Source organism: Nocardia sp. NPDC004718 (assembly GCF_053601535.1).
In genome coordinates this window covers 52,982-75,097 of sequence record NZ_JBSGCA010000027.1, presented here as the reverse complement: position 1 = coordinate 75,097, position 22,116 = coordinate 52,982, and the positions used below count along the sequence as shown (strand labels likewise).

The following is a 22,116-nucleotide window of genomic DNA, read 5'->3' as shown; positions in this document are numbered from 1 at the left end:
AACAGGTGCGATGAAGACCTTCGGCGACCGCCTGCGGCACGCGATGCGGCAACTGGGGCCGGTGTGCGTCGGCATCGACCCGCACCCGGAACTGCTGCGGTCCTGGGGACTGACCGAAGACGTCGAGGGACTCGAGCGGTTCGCCGAGATCTGCGTGGAGGCGTTCGACGGCCTCGTCGCACTGGTCAAGCCGCAGGTCGCGTTCTTCGAAGCCCACGGCTCCGGAGGCCTCGCGGTCCTGGAGCGCACCATCGAGGTGCTGCGGGCCTCGGGAACCTTGGTGCTCGCCGACGCCAAACGCGGCGATATCGGGTCCACCATGGACGCCTACGCGCGGACCTGGCTGGCCGACGGCCCGCTCGGGTCCGACGCGGTCACGGTCTCGCCGTATCTGGGCTTCGGTTCGCTGGCACCGGCGCTGACGCTGGCCGAGGCAGGCCGCCGCGGCGTCTTCGTGCTGGCGGCGACCTCGAACCCCGAGGGAGCGCAGGTACAGCGGGCGGTCGCGGCGGACGGCCGCACGGTCGCGCAGACCATGGTCGACGACGCGGCGGCGCGCAACGCGGGCGCGGAGTTCGGTTCGGTCGGCGTGGTGGTCGGCGCCACGCTCAGCGAGGCGCCCGATCTCTCCGCGCTCAACGGCCCGATCCTCATGCCCGGGGTGGGCGCCCAGGGCGGCGGCCCGGAGACCATCAGGGAGCTGGTCCCGGAGGCGATGCTCCCGGCCGTTGTGCCGAACGTCTCGCGGGAGGTGCTGAGGGACGGGCCCACCGTTCCGGCACTGCGTGCCAGAGTGCGCGCTTTCCAGGACGCGTTCGCGTTCCTCCGAGAATGACCGCGAAAGGCCGGCGCATCCGCGCCGGCCTTCGTCGTTTCCGTCTCCTGTGCGTGCAGGTGTTCGCACGCACGTGCCCCTTAGCGGTGCCTGTGCGCGCTCCTGCGCTGATTTCGGGGCCGATCGGTGCACGGATGGGCGCAACGCTCCTGGACCGACGTACAGGGCCGGTATCCGGCACCCAATGCCGGTCAGGGCGGCCGAAACGGCTCCGATGTGACGCCCGACACGCGCAAAAAACTCGCGACACGCGGAGAATTTCCAGAAAGTTCCTGGTAGGGCGCGTGAGGGGTTGCTGGAGAGATGCGCTGCCGTCTCGCAACCCTTCCGCAAACCATTCGGTTTGTCGAAAACGCCCAGCTGGCGGCACATTTCGCTGATTCGGTATCGCGATGCGCTCGATGGCGCGGGCGGCACCGGCGCCGGGCCGCCGTGGTGCGGTCCGTATCCGGAATCATGCGCTGACCTGGGGGGTGGGTTCGCAATCGGCGGACGTCGTGGGTACGGTCGCTGAGACTGCCGGGTTACCGGCAGGAGTTGAATGCAATGAACGATGAGACGGAGGAACCGTGGCCCTTCCCCAGCTGACTGACGAGCAGCGCGCCGCTGCTTTGGAGAAGGCGGCTGCCGCTCGCCGCGCTCGGGCGGAGCTCAAGGAGCGCTTGAAGCGTGGCGGCACCAACCTGAAGCAGGTGCTCACCGACGCCGAGACCGACGAGATCCTCGGCAAGATGAAGGTGTCGGCGCTGCTGGAGGCCCTGCCGAAGGTGGGCAAGGTCAAGGCGGCGGAGATCATGAGCGAGCTGGAGATCGCCCCCACCCGGCGGCTGCGCGGACTCGGCGACCGGCAGCGTAAGGCGCTGCTGGCCCGGTTCGACTTCGACGCCTGACGACGAGGGTGATCGAACACACGCGGAAGGGTCGACTGGTCGTACTGGTCGGCCCCTCGGCCGTGGGCAAGTCCACCGTGGTCCGCTGTGTCCGCGAACGACTGCCCTACCTGGTCTTCAGCGTGTCGGCAACGACCCGGGCCCCGCGGCCCGGGGAGGTCGACGGCCTCGACTACCACTTCGTCTCCCGTGCGGAGTTCGACGCGATGATCGAGGCGGATGAACTGCTCGAGTGGGCGGACATCCACGGCGGGTTGCAGCGTTCGGGCACCCCCGCCGGGCCGGTGCGCGCCGCGCTGGCGCAGGGCCTTCCGGTACTGGTCGAAGTGGATCTCGAGGGCGCGCGATCGGTGCGCCGGGCGATCCCCGACGCGATCCTGGTTTTCCTTGCCCCGCCGAGCTGGGACGAGTTGGTGGCGCGACTGACCTCGCGTGGCACCGAGTCGCCCGAGGTGATCGAGCGGCGCCTGGAGACGGCCAGGATCGAGCTGGCGGCCTGTGACGAGTTCGACATAGTTATCGTCAACGACGAGGTGACCAGCGCCTGTGAGCAGTTGGTATCGTTGTTCGTTAGCACAAATTCGAGTTCGTGACCCCCACCTGCGCATGAGCGATCAGGCCCGGAGGAGGTAGCCTGCGTATTCACGTAGGGCCTCCGCGCATGCGCAATCCACTCCGGCATGAGTGACCAGGCCCGGAGGCGGCATGCCGCCGCACTCGCAGGGCCCCTCGTTCATCCGACCGACCACAGCAGGAGTCTTCCTAGTGACGGACACCAAGACCGCGCCCGCTTACGACACGCCGGTCGGCCTCACCAACCCGCCGATCGACGAGTTGCTGGAGCGCACGTCGTCCAAGTACGCCCTGGTCATCTACGCGGCCAAGCGGGCCAGGCAGATCAACGACTACTACAACCAGCTCGGTGACGGCATCCTCGAGTACGTCGGCCCGCTGGTCGAGCCGGGTCTGCAGGAGAAGCCGCTGTCGGTCGCCCTGCGCGAGATCCACTCCGACCTGCTCGAGCACTCCGAAGGCGAGTGAGGCGAACCACGGTTCGCCGTGACCACTACTAGGCCGGAGGCGTAGTGACCACAAGGATCGTCGTCGGTGTAGCCGGAGGCATCGCCGCCTACAAGGCGTGCTCTCTGGTCCGGCGATTCACCGAGACCGGACATGACGTCCGGGTGATCCCCACCACCTCGGCGCTGGAGTTCGTCGGCAAGGCGACCTTCGAGGCACTGTCCGGGAACCCGGTGCACACCGGCGTGTTCTCCGACGTGCCCGAGGTCCCGCATGTTCGGCTGGGCCAGGAGGCGGACCTCGTGGTCATCGCCCCGGCGACCGCCGACCTCATGGCCCGCGCCGCGTCCGGCCGCGCCGACGACCTGCTCACCGCCACGCTGCTGACGGCCCGATGTCCGATCTTGTTCGCGCCCGCGATGCACACCGAGATGTGGGAGCATCCGGCGACCGTCGCCAACGTCGCGACCTTGCGCGCCCGCGGTGCGATCGTCATGGAGCCCGCGGCGGGCCGGCTCACCGGCGCCGACACCGGCCCCGGACGGCTGCCCGAGCCCGAGGAGATCTTCGGCCTCGCGTCGCTGCTCATGGAGCGTGCCGACGCGATCCCGCGGGATCTGGCGGGCCGCCGGGTCGTCATCACGGCGGGCGGCACCAGGGAGCCGCTGGATCCGGTGCGTTTCCTGGGCAACCGCAGCTCCGGCAAGCAGGGCTACGCGCTCGCGCGGGTCGCGGCCCAGCGCGGCGCCCACGTGACGTTGATCGCGGGCAACACGATCGAGATGGCGGCGCCCGCCGCCGTCGACCTGGTGCACATCACCACCGCCGAACAGCTGAAGACCGCCGTCGACAAGCACGCCGTCGGCGCCGACGCGGTGATCATGGCCGCGGCGGTCGCCGATTTCCGGCCGACCAACGTCGCCGCCGCCAAGATCAAGAAGGGCGCCGGCGAGCCCGACGTCATTCCGCTGACCAAGACCGACGACATCCTCGCCGGCTTGGTGCAGGCGCGCCGCGACGGGCAGTTGCCCGGCACCGCGATCGTCGGTTTCGCCGCCGAGACCGGTGACGAGCACGGCGACGTCCTCACCCACGCGCGGGCCAAGCTCGCACGCAAGGGGTGCGACCTGCTCGTGGTCAACGCGGTCGGCGAGGGCAAGGCGTTCGAGGTGGACACCAACGACGGCTGGCTGCTGGGCGCGGACGGCACCGAACAGGCGCTCGATCACGGCTCCAAGGCGTTGCTGGCCAGCCGTGTGCTCGACGCGCTGAGCGTGTTGCTGCGCTGAGCCGGGCCGCGTCCCTGCCAGGATTGCCATCTGGTCCGTCGTTCGCGACGCCGTCATCAATTCGGCACCGGCGCGACACCGGGAGTTCAGCTGTCCGGGATGGCTGCGGCGTTGAGGTCCGCCCTGTCGGTGATTTGGAATAGGCTGAGATATAAGGGTTGCGCAGTCGCGACATCGCGTTATTGTCGCAAGCCGATACGAGTAACCCGTTGAGGGAGAGGGAAGAACTGTGCGCACGTCCGGGAGCCGGCTTTTCACCAGTGAGTCCGTGACCGAAGGTCATCCGGACAAAATCTGTGATGCCATCAGCGATTCCATTCTCGACGCGTTGCTCGCGGAGGATCCGCGCAGCCGGGTCGCGGTGGAAACCCTCGTGACGACCGGCCAGGTCCACGTCGCGGGTGAGGTCACCACGTCGGCGTACGCCGATATTCCCCGAATTGTCCGGGAAAAGGTCCTGGAAATCGGATATGACTCGTCGGCAAAGGGATTCGACGGAAATTCCTGCGGTGTGAATATCGCGATCGGCGCGCAGTCGCCGGATATCGCGCAGGGTGTGGACACCTCGCACGAGGCGCGCATCGGCGGCTCCGACGACGAGATCGAGCGGCAGGGTGCGGGCGATCAGGGCCTGATGTTCGGTTACGCCACCAAGGACACCCCCGAGCTGATGCCGCTGCCGATCGCGCTCGCGCACCGGTTGTCGCGCCGCTTGACCGAGGTGCGCAAGACCGGCGTGCTGCCCTACCTGCGTCCGGACGGCAAGACGCAGGTCACCATCGAGTACGACGGCGATCGCCCGGTCCGCTTGGACACGGTGGTCGTCTCCACCCAGCACGCCGCCGACATCGACCTGGACAACCTGCTCGCGCCCGACATCCGCGAGAAGGTCCTCGACGCGGTGCTCGCCGACCTCGAGCTGCCCAGCCTGGACATTTCGGACATTCGCCTGCTGGTCAACCCCACCGGCAAGTTCGTGCTGGGCGGCCCGATGGGCGACGCGGGCCTGACCGGCCGCAAGATCATCGTCGACACCTACGGCGGCATGGCCCGCCACGGCGGCGGCGCTTTCTCGGGCAAGGACCCGTCGAAGGTGGACCGCTCCGCCGCCTACGCCATGCGCTGGGTCGCGAAGAACGTCGTCGCGGCAGATCTGGCCGACCGCGTCGAGGTCCAGGTGGCCTACGCGATCGGCAAGGCGGCTCCGGTCGGCTTGTTCGTCGAGACCTTCGGCACCGAGAAGATCGACCCGGCGCGCATCAGCACCGCGATCACCGAGGTCTTCGACCTGCGTCCCGGCGCCATCATCCGCGATCTGGACCTGCTGCGCCCGATCTACGCGCCGACCGCCGCGTACGGCCACTTCGGCCGCACCGACGTGGACCTGCCGTGGGAGCACACCGACCGCGCCGACAAGTTGCGCGCCGCCGTCGGACTCTGACCTCGATCAGGTCCGAGTGAACGAACCCGCGGCGGACCACCCCGCCACCGAGGCGGACCGTCCGGCCGCGGGTCCCGCGGGCGTGGAGTTGCCGATCGCCCGGGTGCTCCCGCTGCTCTCGCCCGCGCATCTGGACCGCGACTTCGACTACCTGGTGCCTCCCGAGCTGGACGAACTCGCCCAGCCGGGGGTCCGGGTGCGGGTCCGTTTCGCCGGTCGGCTGGTCGACGGCTATCTCCTGGCTCGATCGAGGCACAGTGACCACGGCGGAAAGCTGGTCAAGCTGGAACGCGTCGTCTCCGGCGAACGCGTGTTGACTCCCGAAATCCTGGACCTGGCCGGCAAGGTCGCGGCCCGATACGCGGGAACGCGTGCCGATGTCCTGCGTCTGGCGATACCACCGCGGCACGCCCGCACCGAAACCGGTGGCGGGAAGAAGTCCGCTGCGGCCCGAGCCGATTCCGCGAACGAGAACCCAGCCACCGCAATCGGTCCCGTGCAGTCGGACGTGGCGAGTTCCGTGTCCGCTGGAGAGTTGCCCGTTGCGTCGCCGGAATCCTCTGACCTGCAAGCCGATTCGGCCGATGTGCGCAGCGCGGCTCCGAAGAGTGGTGCTGCGGCACAACCGGATTCGAAGCGCGATAGCCCTGGCGCCGGCCGATATGTGCCCGCGCCGGAGAGCGATGAGAATCTCGATGCCGAGCCGTCCGCACGTGCGCATCTGAGGCTCGGACCAACCGGCGCGGGGGACTCGGGCGGCGCTGGGGAGGCGAGCGGCGACACCGAAGGCCGAACCGCCGTTCTCGATTCGGCGTTTCCGGCCATAGACCTCGCGCCTTGGGAACGGTACGTCCACGGGGCGGCGTTCGTCGGCGCCCTCGCCCAGCGGAAAGGGGCACGCGCGGCCTGGCAGGCGCTGCCCGGTGAGAATTGGCCCCGGCGGCTGGCGGAACTCGCCGCAGTGGTGGCCCGGCAGGGGCGCAGCGCGATCCTCATGGTCCCCGACCAACGCGACCTCGACCGGGTCCTGGCGGAATGCGTTGGACTGGTGGGGGACTCGGCAGTCGGGTTGTCCGCCGGTCTCGGTCCAGCGGCTCGGTACCGGCGTTGGCTCGCGGTGCTGCGCGGTTCGGCGCGAGTGGTCGTGGGCACGCGCAGCGCCGTGTTCGCACCGGCGGTGGACCTCGGGCTGATCGCGTTGTGGGACGACGGTGACGACACCTACGCCGAACCCCGTGCGCCGTATCCGCACGCGCGTGAGGTGGCGATGTTGCGGGCGCACGAAACCGGTGCGGCCTTCGTCGCGGCGGGTTTCGCGCGCACCGCGGAGATCCAAGCGGTGGTCGATTCGGGTTGGGCGCACGATCTGGTCGCCGATCGTGCCGTGCTGCGCAAGGCCGCGCCGCGCATCAGCGCCCCCGGCGACAGCGATATCGCGCTGGAACGCGATCCGGTCGCCCGTGCCGTCCGAATCCCCGGCGTCGCCTTCGCGGCTGCCCGCGCCGCGCTGAAGGAAGGCGCACCTGTGCTGGTGCAGGTGCCGCGCCGTGGGTACATTCCCGCGCTGGCCTGCGGGAAATGCCGTACTCCTGCCCGATGCCGACACTGCAACGGGCCGCTCGCACTGCCGGAAGTTCGCGGACCGCGCGGATCGGCCGCCGACTCCGGCGCAGCCGCGCAGAGTCCCGCTTGCCGTTGGTGCGGGATCACCGAGACCGCGTTTCGTTGCACCACCTGCGGGTCGCGCGCACTGCGTGCCGTGGTGATCGGGGCGGCACGCACGGCCGAGGAGCTCGGACGTGCGTTTCCCGGCGTACCTATCCGTGCTTCCGGCGGCGGTACCGTGCTCGACACCGTGGAGCCGGGCCCGCAAGTGGTCGTCGCTACGGTCGGCGCCGAGTCGGTGGTTCCTGGCGGCTACGGCGTCGCGTTGTTGCTCGATGGCTGGGCGCTGCTCGGCCGAGCCGACCTGCGGGCCGCCGAGGACGCGCTGCGCCGCTGGATGGCCGCCGCGGCGCTGGTCCGCGCGCACGGCCAGGTCATCGTCGTGGCCGAGCCGTCCATCCCCACCGTGCAGGCGTTGGTCCGGTGGGATCCGGTGGGCGCCGCGCGCGCGGAGGTCGCGGCACGGGCCGAGGTCGGCTTCCCGCCTGCCGCCCGTCTCGCCGCGATCGACGGCACCGCCGACACCATCGCCGAACTGCTCTCGGCGGCGGACCTGCCCGACACGGTCGACCGCCTCGGACCGGTGCCGCTGCCGGACGGTGCCCGCAAACCGTTCTCCTCCGGCGATGCGCCCGCCGAAGTCGAACGCCTACTGCTGCGGGTCGAGCGCCGCTCCGGAGCGGCGCTCGCGCGTGCCCTGCGCGCGGCTCAGGCGGTTCGCAGCACGCACCGCTCGGACGCCCCCCTGCGCGTGCAGATCGACCCGGTCGACATCGGCTGACGGCTACTGGAGTCGGTGGCTCCACCGCTGCCCCGTCGGCATGGGCTGCGGTAGCGCCTCCGGATACCCGGGGCTGTGTCGCGAGGAGGTCGCCGTACTCGGACCGGGCGCGGATCGTACCGCTCGCTTCGCCCCATCTCGTGCGCGCGTGTCTCGGGCTATCACGGCGAACAGTCCGCAACGGACCCGCGCCGCCCTGGCTGACTGCACTCGTTCTCGCCCAGCCCGGGTGAGCATGATCGCCTCGCTGTTCCGGGCCGGTGAAACGTCGAAGCCGGCGATCATTTCGCGACAGCGCAGCGCTCGGCCGAGCTTCAGGCGAAGGCCGCTCGATTGCGAGCCGCCCAGTCGGCGTATTTCGTGGCCGGGCGTCCGAGCACACGCGGCACATCGGGGCTGATCCGCTGCTCGGCGGGCGTCGGCTCGCCGAGGATGGTCAGCGTGTGGTCGGCCACCGGCTCGGGCATGAAGTCGAGCATTGCCGAACGGGCCTGTGCCCGAGTCAATTCCACGAATCGTAGCGGCTCGCCGACTGCCGCGCCGAGTGCTTCGGCCTGGGCACGCGGGGTAGCGAGCTCGGGCCCGGTCAGGGTGTAGACCTGTCCGTCGTGCCGGTCGTCGCGCAATGCCGCCGTTGCGACCGCGGCGATGTCGGCCGGATCGATCGAGGGAAGACCGACGTCGCCGAACGGCGCTGCGACCAGGCGCTGCGTGCGCACCGCGTCCGCCCACGCGTAGGTGTTGGAGAAGAATCCGGCGGGCCGAAGGAAGGTCCAGGCCAACCCGGAGTCCCTGATCGCCTGTTCGTAGGCGATGAGCCGGGCGTAGCCCGCCGCGTCCGGTCGAGTGGCAACGCCCTGCGAGGATACGAAGACCACGCGCCGCACGCCTCCCGAGGCGGCGATTTTCAGCACCTGCTCTGGTTCCGGACCCGCCACCAACTGCTCGCCGGTGATCAGGAGAAACAGGGTGTCTGCTCCCGCGAGGGCGGGGGAGAGGCTTTCCGGCTCGCCCAGATCGGCCCGAACCGAGCGGACTCCGTCGGGCAGCGAAAGGTCCGCATGCCGCGCGACGGCTGTCACCTCCTCGCCGGCGTCCGCCAGCGCCCGCACGAGGGGCGCGCCGATATTTCCGGTAGCTCCGGTGACCACGATCATTGAGACTCCTTAGTTAGTTGTCTGACTAAAAAGACGGTAGCCGGTCATCGCCGTGCTGTCTACAGTTAGTTGTGTGACTGACTCACAGGCGAAGGCCGGATCGGGCAAGCGGGAGCGGCTGGTCGAAGCTGCGGTGCGGGTGTTCTATCAGCAGGGCGTGGAGAAGACGACGATCGCCGACATCGCGCGTGCCGCGGACGTTCCGGTCGGCAACGTCTACTACTACTTCAAGACGAAAGACCAGCTCATCGAGGCGGCGATCGGCTCGCACGCGCGCATTCTCGATGCCGTGATCGCCGCGAGCGACCGGCACGAGACGCCTTCGGGGCGGCTGAAGGCCCTGATCGCGGGATGGGTCGCCGATCGTGAGCAGACCATGCGTTACGGCTGCCCGTTCGGGACTTTGTCCTCGGAATTGGACAAGCGGGCGGACGGGCTCGATACCGCGGCCGCCGAGGTGATGCGCGTGCTGGTGGATTGGGCTGAACGGCAGTTCGCCGCGATGGGGCGCGCGGACGCGAGGGAGCTCGCGATCGCCTATGTCGCGGCATATCAAGGAATTTCCCTGCTCACCAACACTTTTCGTGATCCCGGACTGATGGTCGCCGAAGGGGCGCGGCTGTCGCGCTGGATCGATTCGCTGGTGAGCTGATCTCCGGCCGGGCGCGGATGCCGAAACCGGGTCTTGCATTCGATGCATTGCCGATATATCGTCGATAACATGATTCGAACACGAGAGCCTTGGGAGGCTGACATGGAACACCGAGAACATCGAGAATTCGGCCGGCGTGGCCGCGGGCGGGTGCCCGCTCACGAGGGCTTCGAGCACGGGCGGCGCTTCCGCCGCGGCGGACATCACGGCTTCGGCCCGGAGTTCGGGCCGGGCTTCGGTCCCGGCTTCGGGCCTGGCTTCGGCCCGCACTTCGGACGCGGGCGCGGACGCGGCGGCCGGGGTAGGCGTGGTGACGTACGCGCGGCCGTGTTGCTGCTGCTCGCCGAGCAGCCCATGCACGGTTACGAACTGATCCAGCAGATCCGTGAGCGCAGCAACGACATCTGGTGGCCGAGCCCCGGATCGATCTACCCCGCGCTGGCGCAACTGGAGGACGAGGGCCTGGTCCTCATCGAGAAGGTCGCCGGGCGCAAGACCGCGAAGCTCACCGAGTCCGGCAGCGAGTACGTCGCCGCGCACCGGGACGAGCTGGGCGATCCGTGGGTGGACGTGCAGCAGGACGTCGGCGCTCAGGCGATGGACCTGCGCGCGCTCGTCGGACAGCTGATGGGGGCGGTGGCCCAGGTTGCGGCGGCAGGCACCCCGCAGCAGGCGGCGCGGGCGGCGGAGCTGCTCACCGAGACCCGCAAGTCCCTTTACCGCATCCTCGCCGAGGACGAGACCCCCGAGAAGTAGGGGAGGCGAAACACCCCTATACCGCGCGCATTTCGAGCCGATCAGAGGGATCATTGTGAGATGCGACAGTCGAGCCGAGCGAGAACTTGGGGCGTTTCACACTTGCGTGATGCCGTGCTGGCCTGCGTAGTGGCCGGTGTGGCCACGCTCGGCCCGGGCGTGGCGTCGGCCGAGCCGCTCGGCTTCCGCCCGCCCGACGTGCCGACGTACGCCGCTCCACCGCAATCGGACCACCTGGCCGCCGCGTGGTATCAGAAGAGTCATCCGAACGCGGTCCCGAGCGGTACCAACGATTTCGGCTGCGTGCCCAGCGCCCGGCATCCCCGTCCGGTGGTGCTCGCGCACGGGACCGACTCCACAGCCTATTCCGACTGGGCGGGGATCGCGCCGCAGCTGACCGCGGCCGGATTCTGCGTATTCGCGCTGAACTACGGCGGCAAGCCCGGCGCGCACAGCTACGGCACCGAGGATCTGGTGCTCAGTGCCTACCAGGTCGGTGCGTTCGTCGATCGAGTGCTCGCGGCGACCCACGCGGACAAGATCGATCTGGTCGGATTCTCGCAGGGCGCCAACGTGACTCGTTACTACGTCAACAAACTGGGCGGTGCGCCGAAGGTCGAGCAATGGGTCGGCCTCGCATCGCCCAGCTACGGCGGTGTGATGTACGGGCTGGTGCCGGTCGCCGAGGCGATCCCGGGCGCTCTGCAGGCGTTCGCTCAGGTGACTTCGCTCGCCGCCGTGCAGCAGGTCGAGGGGTCGCCGCTCATGCTCGATCTCAACGCGGGCGGCGACACGGTGCCCGGGGTGCGGTACGTGACCGTCGGCAGCCACGTCGACGAGATGATCCAGCCGTTCGAGAACATCGCGCTGCGCGGGCCCGGCGCGCGGAACCTCGCCCTGCAAGATCTGTGTCCGGCCGACCTCACGGGGCACTTCCACATGGTGTACGACCCGTTCGTGCAGGAGTTGCTGCTCACCCTGCTGGATCCGGGCAGTCCGGCCCCGGTGTGCAGGCCGGTCCCACTGGGCACCGGTATCCCGGAGGTCATCATCGCGGGTCATTCCTGACCGGAACCGCCCGCGGCGCCTGGTTCGCGGACTGCTGCGACCCGGTAGGACGGTGATCGGACTCGGTTCAGCTAGCACGCGTACAGGCTTATCGAGGCAGCCGAACGTCTGCCGGAGGCGGGCGCCGTGCCCACCGCCGAGCGGCCGATGCGTGTCGCCGAGTTCGCCGTGTTCTTCGCCCGTGTGGGTTCGGTACGCGCGCCGGGCTGACGCCGACGCGGCTGGATCCGGTCCGCTGACCGCGGCACGGCAACCTCGCGGTCTCTCGGCTTTCGTCGACCACCTCGGGCAACCAGGACATAGCTCGGCGCGGCGTCGGCTCTTGCGTGAACAAGTTTCAATCAATGATTGAATCAACGATGGAAAGATGCTTGACTGGGCGCATGCCGAAACCGGTCTCCGACGCCGCGACCACCCGCGATCGTCTGCTGACGGCCGCCGAGCGACTGCTGCTGGAAGGCCGATACGACGAGGTGTCCGTGCGGGGTATCTGCGCGCAGGCAGGAGCGAACCCGGCGGCGGTGCACTACCACTTCGGGTCGAAGGACGCCCTGGTCGCCGCGTTGCTCGAGGAGCGGTTGGGTCCGGTGTGGGCGGACCGGCTGGCCGCTGTCACCGGCGGGCACGGGTCGATCGCCGAGGTGGTCGATGCGGTGATCGAGCCGTTCGTCGAGTTGGCCGCCGATCCGGTGGGGCGGTTGCATCTGAGACTGCTGGCGCAATTCGTCCTCGGCAGGCAGGTGACCGAGTGGCGGCAGCCGTGGTTCCGGATCGATGCGTGGGTGAGCCTGTTGCCGGGCGTGAGCGAGCGCGAGAGCAGGCGCCGGTGGATGTTGGCGTTCGACCTCCTCATCATGCGATTCGGCAGTGCGGAGCACCGAGAGATGTCGCAGGAGGCGGTGGCCACCCTCCGGGAATTCGTGGTGGCCGGATTGACCGCTCCGACAGGAGAGAAACAATGAACGACGTATTCGCACCCGCCCAACTCGGGCCGATCACCCTGCGCAATCGGGTGATCAAGGCCGCGACCTTCGAGGGCCGCACGCCGGACGCGCTGGTGACCGACGACTTGATCGAGTTCCATCGCGAGGTCGCCGCCGGGGGCGTCGGGATGACGACCGTGGCCTATTGCGCGGTCGCTCCCGGCGGCCGGACCGACCGGCATCAGATTTGGCTGCGCCCGGAAGCGGTGCCGGGGCTCCGGAGGCTCACCGAAGCCGTGCACGGTGCGGGTGCCGCGGTGAGCGCGCAGATCGGCCATGCCGGACCGGTGGCGAACGCGGCCTCCAACCGAGTTCCGGCGCTGGCGCCGAGCCGGATGTTCAGCCCGCTGTCGATGCGGATGATGCGAACCCCGGACGAGAACGGGATCCGCGAGCTCGTGGCCGCTCATGCCGGCGCGGCGAAGCTGGCCGAGGAGGCGGGTTTCGATGCGGTGGAGATCCATTTCGGGCACAACTATCTGGTCAGCTCGTTCCTGAGCCCCAAACTGAACCGTCGCGCGGACCGGTACGGCGGCAGCTTGGCGAACCGGGCGCGGCTGGCGCGTGAGATCGCCGCCGCGGTAAGGGAAGCTGTGGGCGGCAGGCTCGCGGTGACCGCGAAGCTGAACATGGAAGACGGAGTGCGGGGCGGGCTCACGGTGCCCGAGTCGATCCAGGTCGCCGCGTGGCTGGAAGCCGACGGCAGCCTGGACGCGCTGGAACTGACGGCGGGTAGCTCACTGCTCAACCCGATGCTGCTGTTCCACGGTGACGCCCCGCGGAAATCGTTCGGCGACGTTCTCCCGGTGCCCGCGCGATGGGGATTCCGGATGGTCGGCAAGGCATTCCTGAAGGAGTATCCGTACCGGGAGGCGTATCTCCTCGAGCGCGCACGGCACTTCCGCAGGGAATTGTCGATGCCGCTGATCCTGCTGGGTGGCATCACGAATCTGGACACCATGCGGCTCGCGCGGGCAGAAGGCTTCGAGTTCGTCGCCATGGGTCGTGCGCTGCTGCGGGAGCCGAATCTGTTGCGACGCATCCAATCGGATGCGTCGACGCGGTCGGCGTGCGTGCACTGCAACGAGTGCATGCCCACGATCTACACCTGTACTCGGTGCGTATTCCGTCCTGGTCAGCCGCGCGATCCCGTCGAGCTGACACTGTCGGGCATCGGCGGCGCCGGCACGCGGCGATAAGCGGTCGCTGATCGACCGGCACCGTGTCGGCGAGGGGCAGTCGAACGCGGGCCGTGGACCGGATGGCATCGCCGTGCCAGAAGAGGACGAAGAAGCGTGTACGTGTCCGAAACGCGAATTGCACGCGGCAGTAGGCCGGAACCCCACTTCCTTGCGGCGAACCAGCCGATCACCGGGTACGGCAGATCAGCCCGAGCGGTGGCGTCGTGAACGTGCTCCGTTGGGGATGCGTGGGTGCCGAGCGTGGCGTAGATCGTCGCCAGCGCGGCGACACAGTGGTACAAAGCGGTGCCGAACCGGTCGGCGCGATCGGCGGGACGGTCGCGCGTCGCGGCGGCGATCAGCCACAGCGGGGACGCGATCGGGAGGGTGCCGAAGAGTCCGGAGTACGACGACCGGGAGTAGCGGCTCAGGATGACGCGGTATCGGCAAGTACCGAGCGCGAGCACCCGCCGCGCTGACCCGTCCTACCTGGGGGAGGGCGTGACGCGCGAACCGAACTTCGTCGCTCCGGATTCGAGGCCGGTCTTCCGGGTATGCGCCAGATGTCAGCTTGTTCCGATATTCCAGGAGGTTGTTGTGGCTGAACATGGAAGCGGTGCTCGCGAGGGCGTCGAGGGCGTCGTCGAAGACGCCAAGGGCAAGGTGAAGGAAGCGGCTGGCACCGTCACCGGTCATGAGGACCTGAAGAACGAAGGTCGCGCGCAGCAGGACAAGGCGGAATCGCAGCGCGAGGCGGCCAGGAAGGAAGCCGCGGCCGAGAAGGCGCGAGCCGAAGCCGACGTCGACGAGGCCCGTCAGTCCGCCCATCAGCACGGGCGCTGATCACGCGCTGGTTCGTCCCACCGCGGGTATCCGCCGCCGTCAGCAGAGCTGGCGGCGGCGGACCGGCGTCATGGGCCCGCTTCGCTCAGTCGCGGTGAACGAGGATCGTCACGGGCCGATCGGGATGCGGGGTGCCCCGGCCGCCCCGCACGGCGAACACGTCAGCGGGCTTTCTGGGCCTCGGTAGCTTGGCCAAGAGAGTGAACTGGTCATCGAGTGCGGTGCGCATCGCGTCGACCAGAGCGCGGTCGAAGCGAAGCGTGCGCAGCGAGGTGTAGATGTCCACCCAGGCCGGCAGCGCGAAGGAAGCATCGAGCCAACTGTGCTGGTCGGGCAGGTACACGGTAAGAATCGGCGGATCGTTGTACCCGAGCCCGGGCCAGGAGTCCACCGACTGACCGGCCACTTGCATGACGAAAGTCAATGCCTCGGAGTGTAATTGCAGCATGCCGCGTTTGACGGCGTGGCGGGGGTCATCGCTCCATCCGCTGACATCGAACCGCCTGCAATCGATCACGGTGCGGCGGGAGCCCCAGTGCTCGGAGAACCACCGGCGGATCTCGCGATTCCATTCGAGCGCGGCCAGTATGTCGACACCTCCCGCCTGTGCCTGCTTCAGATCGGGAACCCTTTCGGCGATCTCCGTCATATCCAACGCGGCCTCGGACTTCGGGTAGCGCCGTGCCAGCCGCACCGGCGATTTGTGCCGTCGGCCGTATCGTCCGAGCCCTGCGAAGGCGGCGTAGTGGATATCCCAGCCCTGCGGATGGTTGGTCGGCGGCGGTAGGTCGACGGGGCGGCCCGCGACCAGTGCGTCGGCGATCCGATTGGCCACTCCGGCGTCGTCGTAGTGGGTGCGCAACAGCCGTAATGTGCACACCGCGGCGAGTACATCGATGATCAACGGCGCGTAGCTCGGTACGTCCAAGACGAGGGTGGACGGGGGAAACAAAGGCTGGTTCTGTTCGGAACGATCCGGTAGCAGATTGCGCGACGACATCGCTCGGTCGAGCGAGATTGTCTGCTGCACAGAGATATCCGCCACGGTACGTCCGCGAAGAAAATCGGAGTGTTCCAGCAGATACTGGGTCAACTCGACCTCGCGTCGACACCACAGGCTGGCGGTGTAGGTCTCGGACCGCACCCGGGCGATCGCCGGTGTGGCGGCGAACAGGCGCCACACCATGCCCGTGTTGGACTCGCCGGTAGGGACGGTCATCGCGTCGATGGCCACGTCGGGGGCGCGCCACAGACCGAGTTCGATCAGTTCGGGCTTCGTGTCGCCGGACCGATGGCTGAGCGCCAGAGAAGGCCGTGGCCACCACGGGGCTATGGCGGCGAACGCGAAGGTCGCCACGTCGGCGAGCCGGACATCCCGCCACGGATGGGTGGCCGCGGCTTCCAGCCAGGCCAGAGTCCGCAGTCCCAAGGCATAGCGGCGCAGGACGCACAATCCCAGCGCGCTGACCGGACGATCCCTGCTGATCAGATAGCCGATCGCGTCCATGATCGGCGGACAGACCAGCAACCTCGCGACGATGGCGACGGCTTCCCGCAGCCGCTCCGGTTCCAGCTCCTGCGTCAACCAGAACCAGTGGTCTCGCCACTCGAGTGATTGTCCTTGTTGCGTGGGTACCTTGATCGGCAGCCCGTCGGGCCACGTCGCGCAGTAGAAGGTCTCGATCGCTTCGGCGAGATCCATTCGCAGGTGGCGTGTCTGCTCGAACACCCCCATCGCTTGGTCGACCCGGCGGATCGTCACGTGATACAGCAGATCCGCATCCGTGGAGGGCGCGCGGAACATGCTCGAAAAGGTGTTTCCGACGATAGAGGTGAGCCACGCGCGGATGAACTGCGATTGCAGGCGGGCTTGTGACGGTTCCTCCGTACTCGTTCGCTGTAGCTCATCCGACAACGAAATCAGCTGCGCAAGACTGTATTCGCGATCATATTCGAGCGGACCCGCTTGCGCGAGGACGTCATCGAGCGCGGCCGAGTTGGTCGAACGGCTCGCACCGGGTGGAAACAGGTCCCATTCCGTCGCCCCGAAAAGCGGCCAGTCGTCGAGCGCGCCGCGGTGGGACCAGATCTGGTAGGCGAGCGGGAGCGGTACCCCCTCGATGGCGTGTTGCACCCCGTGGGCGACCCAGTAGTCGTGAGGCCACGGCTCGGTCCACAGAATCGTCGTGTCGTCGCCGAATTTCCGATCCAGCCACCGCCACCACGACTCCCACAATCCGGGATCGATTCGCCGGACCGCCGTCCGGAACCACGCGTAGGCTCCGGCCGCCACCGCCGATGCCTCGGACCGCGACATGCTGCCTCGAATTCGGTTGTCGTGCGGATCGATTCATTTGAGAATACGGTGCTGCGCCCGAATGCGGCAGCCGACGAGACTCGTTGGTAGCGCGGCCGCGGCCGGTGCGGGGTCGGCGGCAAACCTGTGGGCATCGCGGGCGGGCTCGTACTACCGATAATCGGGGGGCGCGGCAGCCCGGCGAGCCGGCGCCTAGGCGTACGGCTCGACGGTGCGCACGTACTCGAGCCTCGTGAGTCGCTCGGCTGTCTCCGGCGACGACGTGATGACCAATCGGTTGGCGCCGCCGTCCTCGACGACTTCCGCACCGGATCTCCGCAGCCAGTCGAAGAACTCCGAACGGATTGCCGTGAGAATGGTGTCGTCGCCGAGGTCACCCGGAATCAGGAGGACGAGGTATCGGCGGTCTTGCGCTGGCATAAGGCTCTCCTTCGATCATCCCCGGGACTCGATCGGATCAGGGCGGTGGCCCCTTTCACCGGCGAACTGCCGCCCTCGGATGCCTCGGCGGAGTCACGAAGTCCGCATGTTACGCGGATACTCGCTCGCTGGATCGCACGCGCGGCCGATCGACCCGGCTGCGCTCGGAACCGATTCCGTCCGGCGAGCCGGAAGTGCCGCTCGTCGGGAACGAACGGTCCGTCCGCGCAGATCCGCGCAGTAGATCAGCGCGAAGACCCGTCGGCCGCTGCCCGGCGGGCCGCGCTGACCGCACGCTTGGCGATGGCCCAGCGGTGGACTTCCGAAGGCCCGTCGTAGATGCGGAAGGGCCGTACTTCGCGGGAGAGGCGCGCCAGCGGGAGGTCGTCGGAAACACCGAGCCCGCCGCACAACTGAATGCTGCGGTCGACGATGCGGAAGATCGCCTCGGCGGCGAAGGTCTTCGCGATCGAGGTGGCGTTGCCCGCGTGCTCTCCGTTGTCCAGTTCCCAGCAGGCGCGTACCAGCAGCGCGCGGGTGGCGGCGATGTCGATCTCGTTGTCGGCGATCATCTTCTGCGCCATGCCCAGATCGCCGATCCGGGAACCGAAGCCTTCACGCTGGGCGACACGCTCGACGGCGATGTCGTGGCCTCTGCGCGCCGCTCCCAGCCAGCGCATCACGTGCGTCATGCGAGCCGGACCCAGTCGCACCTGGGCGTATTCGAAGCCGCGGTCGACAGCGCCGAGCACCGCTTCGCCGGGGACGAACATGTCCTCGAAGAAGACTTCGCAGTGTCCGCCGATCATGGCGCGGTCCAGCGTGGTGATATGCCTGCCCACGCGCAGGCCTGGGGTGTCGGCGGGTGCCAGGAACATCGTGGCCCCGCCCCGCTGTCCCGGTTCGCCGGACGTGCGGGCCATCACGATGAAGAAGCCGGCCCCGTCGGCGCCGGTGATGAAATGCTTGTGGCCGTTGATCCGCCAGCCGCCGTCGACGGGGACGGCCCTGGTGGCCAGCGCCGCCGGGTCGGAACCGGCTCCGGGCGCCGGCTCGGTCATCGCGAAGGCCGAGCGCACCTCGCCGCGGGCGAGCGGTTCCAGGTAGCGCGACTTCTGCTCCGCGTCGGCGATGTGGGCGAGCATGTGGACGTTGCCCTCGTCCGGCGCCGCGATGTTGAGCGCCGTCGGGCCGAACAGCGAGTAGCCCGCCTCCTCGAACACCGGCGCGCGATCCGACATCGACAGGCCGTGGCCGCCGTACTCGACGGGCGCGTGCGGCGCGAAGACCCCGGCCTCGCGCGCGAGCTTGTTCAGCGTGACGCGCAGTCCGTCGCCGCCCGCGGCGGTGATGTCGCCGGAATGCTCGTCTTCGATCGGCAGCACCGTCTCCCGCACGAACTCCCGGGTGCGGTCGATCAGCGCCCGAACTGCGTCGGAATAGGTCAGATCGATCGGCATCGCGCATTCCTCCTCGACATCCAGCGCCCGTCCGGACCGAACGATCGCTCTGTCTGAACACTGTTCCATTGGGCGCCTGTGGTGTCAAAGAGCGCGCTTCCTGCGGGTGTCCGGCGCGAGTGGTGGATGTTTGTTGTTCAGTTATTCTGAACAACATGCGAAATGGGACTATGGCGCCGCACGAGGCGATCCGGCACGCGCGCCGCGCCGCGGGCCTGTCGCTGCGCGAAGTGGCCCGCCGTCTCGAGGTGAGTCCGGCGACGCTCAGCGCTGTGGAGACGGGAAAGACCGGAATCTCGATCGCCCGGCTCACTCGCTTGTCCGATGTGCTGGGTGTGCCGGTCGCTCATTTGCTCGGCGGCACCTTTCCCGCGGCGCGCCCGAGCCACGGCCGGGCCGATTCCGAGCGGGATACGCAGGGTGACTGGCGCGAGTTCGCCCCGCTGGATGTCGACCCGGTGCTGGCCGCCGCCCTCACGTCGTTCGTAGAGATCGGCTACCACGGCACGACCGTCCGCGCGATCGCCCGGCGGGCGGGCACCAGCGTTCCCGGCCTCTACCACCATTATCGCGATAAGCACGACCTGCTGGTCCGCATCCTCGATCTGACCATGGACGAACTGCACTGGCGAGTGCGCGCCGCCCGCGCCGAAGGCCGCGACAGCATCCACCGGTTGCGCCTGATCGTCGAAGCGTTGGCCCTGTTCCACACCCACCGCCGCGACCTCGGTTTCATCGGCGCCAGCGAGATGCGCAGCCTTTCTCCGGGGGAACGCGCGCGCATCGCCCGCTCCCGTCGCGATATCCAAGCCATCCTGGACGAAGCGATCGCCGCGGCTCATGCCGAGGGTCGCATCGCCAATTCCCAGGTTCAGGCGGCAGGTCGTGCCATAGCCACCATGTGTACCGCCATCCCCCAGTGGTTTCGCGAGTCGGGCCCGGCGACGCCAGAGGAAGTGGCCGCGCAATACGCGGATTTCGCCCTGGGTGTGCTCGGGGTCGATCCGGTGCGTTAGCCGCACATTCGCGGCTTCGCCCCCGTCCTTCGCCGGTGGCCGGACAACACCCCGGCGAACAGCCCCACCTTGGTGGTGATCGGCATACCCCTTGGGGATCGGAGCCCAGCACTCGGGGGCCTGATGGCGGCGGCGCATACGGCGGAAAGTAGGACGAGTACCGCCAGTGAACCGGAGCAGCCCATGTCGACTCTCAGCACAATCGCCGCCACGGAGGAACGGCGTGCCACGGTGTGGACCGAGGACGGCACGGCGCTCGCAATTCGCGAATACGGCCCGAGAGACGCGGACCTCACCGTCGTCCTGCTGCACGGACATTGCCTGCGCAGCGAATCCTGGACCTACGTCCGCGACGAGCTGCTGCGCCGCTACGCAGGCGCCCGGATCGTCTGCTACGACCACCGCGGCCACGGCGAGTCCGCCGCCGCGCCCCCGCGGACCTACAACATCGACCAGCTCGGCCGGGACCTGCGCGAAGTTCTCGATGTTGTCGCACCGACCGGGCCGGTCGTGCTCGTCGGCCACTCGATGGGTGGTATGACCGCGCTGACCTACGCCGGTCAGAATCCGCACGAGATCGGCACCCGTGTCGTCGGGGTCGCCCTTCTCGCGACCGCGTCGGGCGGTCTCACCGACGCCGGGTTCGGCCGTCTCCTGCGCAGCCCGGTCGTCTCCGCGCTCCAGGCGGCCGTCCGACTCGCGCCGGGGGCGATGCACCACGCGAAGCTGCTGGCCTGTCAGCTGTTCGCCCCGCTCGTCCGTACCGCGGAATTCGGTGATCGCAAGGTGAGCCCGCGGGTGCTCGCCCTCGCCAACGCGATGCGCAACGAGACGCCGATCGTCACGATGGCGAGCTTCTTGAGCGACCTCATGGTCTACGACCGAACCGAGGCTCTCGCGCTTCTGTCCCGGATTCCGACGCTGGTGCTGTGCGGTGGCGCCGACTTGATGACGCCCCCGTCGCATTCCGTCGCGATGGCCGCCGCCGTCGAGTACTCGGACTTCGTGATCGTCGAGAGCGCCGGACACTCGGTGATCCTGGAGCAGCCCGCCCTGGTGGCGGAGGCCGTCGCGCGCCTGATGACGCGCGCGGGCGAGGACGCCGACCTCACCTGTGTCGCGTAGCGTCCGGAAACCTCACAGGTATCGCTGGCGGAGTTTGCCCTTGACCTGCGTCCCGGGTATTCGAGCAGGGTCGTGCAGCCGTGGTGCCGGGACCAGAAGCTGACCTGCGCCATGACCCGGCTGGCTCCTACGGGGACCGTAACCGTCTGGGCAGCAGGGTGACTCGGAGCAGAGCTGTACCGACGCGCCCGTCCAAGTCCCTCTCTCTGGTTCTCGCAGCGGTTATTTCACCCGAAGTGGGCAATACGGTCCATGGAGAGGTGAGAACCATGAGTTTGTTCCGAAATGCTGACAGATACCGATGGCGCCGCACCGGCGGAGTGCGGCGCAGCCGGTGGCGCACCGGTTACGGAAGCGGATGGCGCAACCGGTATGGCGGCCGGCGGCGGCACGAGCGTCGGGGGCCGGGCAGGTATGCGAGATCCGGCGGATTGCGAGGGGCCGCGCGCTTCGGCTTCATCGCACGCGGGATCGCCTACATCGTCATCGGCATTCTCGCCTTCATGCTGGCCGTCGGCACCGCGCAGCACGAGCCGACCGCGGGCGGTGCGCTGGCGGCGCTCGCCGGTAAGCCGCTGGGCTATCTGCTGCTGTGGATCCTGGTCCTCGGATTCGCGGCTCTGGCCGCCTGGCGGCTGGCGCAGGCCGCCGCCGCGCCCGCGACAAGTTCGAATGGGCCCCGGCTGCGCGCCTTGGCCCTCGGAATCCTTTATGCCATAGCGTTCTTCGTCGTTCTCAGGTTCGTCGTGGACGGCCGGACACCGCAGCCGAGTGACGCACTCGCACGCGATGTGACCGCCCAGATACTCGGCTGGAACGGCGGCCAAGTGGTCGTCTTGCTCCTCGGCTTGGCCATCCTGGCCGGGGGAGTCCTGATAACCCTGCGCGGGATCCGGCTGGGCTTCCTCGACGATCTGCGAATGGGCTGGATGACCCGCGCTTCGCGGGAGACCGTGATTTGGCTGGGCCGGATCGGCTATCTGGCGCGGGGCGTAATCGTCATCGGCATCGGAGTCGCCGCGGTGGTGGCGGCCGCGAACTACGAACCGGCGAACGCCAAGGGGGTCGACGCTGTTCTGCATGATTTCGCCGACAGCGCCTTGGGCCCTTGGCTGCTCATCGCTGTGTCCCTCGGGCTGATGGCGTTCGGGATACTGTCGTTCCTCCAAGCGCGATACCGGCGCACCCATGGCGGTGTTCCGGTCTGAATTCATGCG

At 68.6% G+C, this 22,116-nt stretch carries 20 protein-coding genes; 16 read left to right on the top strand and 4 right to left on the bottom strand.

The features are described from left to right. Positions 1-10 precede the first annotated feature (10 nt). The 7 genes from pyrF to ACWEH3_RS21320 all read left to right on the top strand — a co-directional run bounded on the left by pyrF (position 11) and on the right by ACWEH3_RS21320 (position 7,921). On the top strand, positions 11-835 hold the full coding sequence (gene pyrF, locus ACWEH3_RS21350; RefSeq protein WP_450015671.1) for an orotidine-5'-phosphate decarboxylase: 825 nt from the start codon (positions 11-13) through the stop codon (positions 833-835). A 569-nt stretch (positions 836-1,404) separates the two neighbouring features. Next, a complete protein-coding gene (mihF, locus tag ACWEH3_RS21345; protein ID WP_028476708.1) occupies positions 1,405-1,725 on the top strand; it encodes an integration host factor, actinobacterial type in 321 nt (106 codons plus the stop codon). A gap of 8 nt (positions 1,726-1,733) precedes the next feature. Further along, positions 1,734-2,318: a guanylate kinase gene (gene gmk / locus ACWEH3_RS21340; RefSeq protein ID WP_450015673.1), complete on the top strand. Its 585-nt coding sequence runs from the start codon at positions 1,734-1,736 to the stop codon at positions 2,316-2,318. Positions 2,319-2,490: 172 nt separating this feature from the next. Beyond that, a complete protein-coding gene (rpoZ, locus tag ACWEH3_RS21335; RefSeq protein WP_355070636.1) occupies positions 2,491-2,766 on the top strand; it encodes a DNA-directed RNA polymerase subunit omega in 276 nt (91 codons plus the stop codon). A 44-nt stretch (positions 2,767-2,810) separates the two neighbouring features. Continuing rightward, a complete protein-coding gene (gene coaBC / locus ACWEH3_RS21330; RefSeq protein WP_355070638.1) occupies positions 2,811-4,034 on the top strand; it encodes a bifunctional phosphopantothenoylcysteine decarboxylase/phosphopantothenate--cysteine ligase CoaBC in 1,224 nt (407 codons plus the stop codon). Between the two features lie 229 nt (positions 4,035-4,263). Continuing rightward, entirely contained in the window at positions 4,264-5,475 is a 1,212-nt protein-coding gene (metK, locus tag ACWEH3_RS21325) for a methionine adenosyltransferase (protein WP_379250955.1), read from the top strand. Positions 5,476-5,557: 82 nt separating this feature from the next. After that, positions 5,558-7,921, top strand: a complete 2,364-nt coding sequence (locus ACWEH3_RS21320) for a primosomal protein N' family DNA-binding protein (RefSeq protein WP_450015824.1) — start codon at positions 5,558-5,560, stop codon at positions 7,919-7,921. 314 nt (positions 7,922-8,235) lie between these two features. On the opposite strand, the gene ACWEH3_RS21315 is transcribed toward ACWEH3_RS21320, so the two are convergent. Then, complete coding sequence (locus ACWEH3_RS21315) at positions 8,236-9,078, bottom strand: NAD(P)H-binding protein (protein WP_450015676.1); 843 nt, start codon at positions 9,076-9,078, stop codon at positions 8,236-8,238. A 73-nt stretch (positions 9,079-9,151) separates the two neighbouring features. Here ACWEH3_RS21315 and ACWEH3_RS21310 point away from each other — a divergent pair, with 73 nt between their 5' ends. The 6 genes from ACWEH3_RS21310 to mbp1 all read left to right on the top strand — a co-directional run bounded on the left by ACWEH3_RS21310 (position 9,152) and on the right by mbp1 (position 14,561). Then, positions 9,152-9,730, top strand: coding sequence for a TetR/AcrR family transcriptional regulator (locus ACWEH3_RS21310; RefSeq protein WP_450015678.1), 579 nt, complete (start codon positions 9,152-9,154; stop codon positions 9,728-9,730). Between the two features lie 102 nt (positions 9,731-9,832). Continuing rightward, the gene (locus tag ACWEH3_RS21305) at positions 9,833-10,486 is read left to right on the top strand and encodes a PadR family transcriptional regulator (protein ID WP_450015680.1); all 654 of its coding nucleotides are present in this window, start codon (positions 9,833-9,835) and stop codon (positions 10,484-10,486) included. A gap of 102 nt (positions 10,487-10,588) precedes the next feature. Then, a complete protein-coding gene (locus ACWEH3_RS21300; protein WP_450015682.1) occupies positions 10,589-11,554 on the top strand; it encodes an esterase/lipase family protein in 966 nt (321 codons plus the stop codon). A 383-nt stretch (positions 11,555-11,937) separates the two neighbouring features. Then, a complete protein-coding gene (locus tag ACWEH3_RS21295; RefSeq protein WP_450015684.1) occupies positions 11,938-12,516 on the top strand; it encodes a TetR/AcrR family transcriptional regulator in 579 nt (192 codons plus the stop codon). Then, the gene (locus tag ACWEH3_RS21290) at positions 12,513-13,736 is read left to right on the top strand and encodes an NADH:flavin oxidoreductase (protein ID WP_450015686.1); all 1,224 of its coding nucleotides are present in this window, start codon (positions 12,513-12,515) and stop codon (positions 13,734-13,736) included. Before ACWEH3_RS21295 ends, ACWEH3_RS21290 begins: the two co-directional genes overlap by 4 nt. Before the next feature lie 579 nt (positions 13,737-14,315). Beyond that, entirely contained in the window at positions 14,316-14,561 is a 246-nt protein-coding gene (mbp1, locus tag ACWEH3_RS21285; RefSeq protein WP_450015688.1) for a microaggregate-binding protein 1, read from the top strand. 85 nt (positions 14,562-14,646) lie between these two features. Here mbp1 and ACWEH3_RS21280 read toward each other — a convergent pair whose 3' ends face one another. From ACWEH3_RS21280 to ACWEH3_RS21270, 3 genes are all read right to left on the bottom strand, one after another. Beyond that, positions 14,647-16,878 (bottom strand): hypothetical protein, encoded by a 2,232-nt coding sequence (locus ACWEH3_RS21280; RefSeq protein ID WP_450015690.1) that lies wholly within the window; start codon positions 16,876-16,878, stop codon positions 14,647-14,649. A gap of 192 nt (positions 16,879-17,070) precedes the next feature. After that, positions 17,071-17,298 (bottom strand): hypothetical protein, encoded by a 228-nt coding sequence (locus ACWEH3_RS21275; RefSeq protein WP_450015692.1) that lies wholly within the window; start codon positions 17,296-17,298, stop codon positions 17,071-17,073. A 245-nt stretch (positions 17,299-17,543) separates the two neighbouring features. Next, entirely contained in the window at positions 17,544-18,758 is a 1,215-nt protein-coding gene (locus ACWEH3_RS21270) for an acyl-CoA dehydrogenase family protein (RefSeq protein WP_450015694.1), read from the bottom strand. A gap of 155 nt (positions 18,759-18,913) precedes the next feature. Between ACWEH3_RS21270 and ACWEH3_RS21265 the strand changes: the two genes are divergently transcribed. From ACWEH3_RS21265 to ACWEH3_RS21255, 3 genes are all read left to right on the top strand, one after another. Continuing rightward, positions 18,914-19,774 (top strand): TetR family transcriptional regulator, encoded by an 861-nt coding sequence (locus tag ACWEH3_RS21265; protein WP_450015696.1) that lies wholly within the window; start codon positions 18,914-18,916, stop codon positions 19,772-19,774. A gap of 183 nt (positions 19,775-19,957) precedes the next feature. Further along, the gene (locus ACWEH3_RS21260) at positions 19,958-20,899 is read left to right on the top strand and encodes an alpha/beta fold hydrolase (protein WP_450015698.1); all 942 of its coding nucleotides are present in this window, start codon (positions 19,958-19,960) and stop codon (positions 20,897-20,899) included. Positions 20,900-21,330: 431 nt separating this feature from the next. Continuing rightward, positions 21,331-22,107: a DUF1206 domain-containing protein gene (locus ACWEH3_RS21255; RefSeq protein WP_450015700.1), complete on the top strand. Its 777-nt coding sequence runs from the start codon at positions 21,331-21,333 to the stop codon at positions 22,105-22,107. The last annotated feature ends 9 nt before the right edge of the window (positions 22,108-22,116 follow it).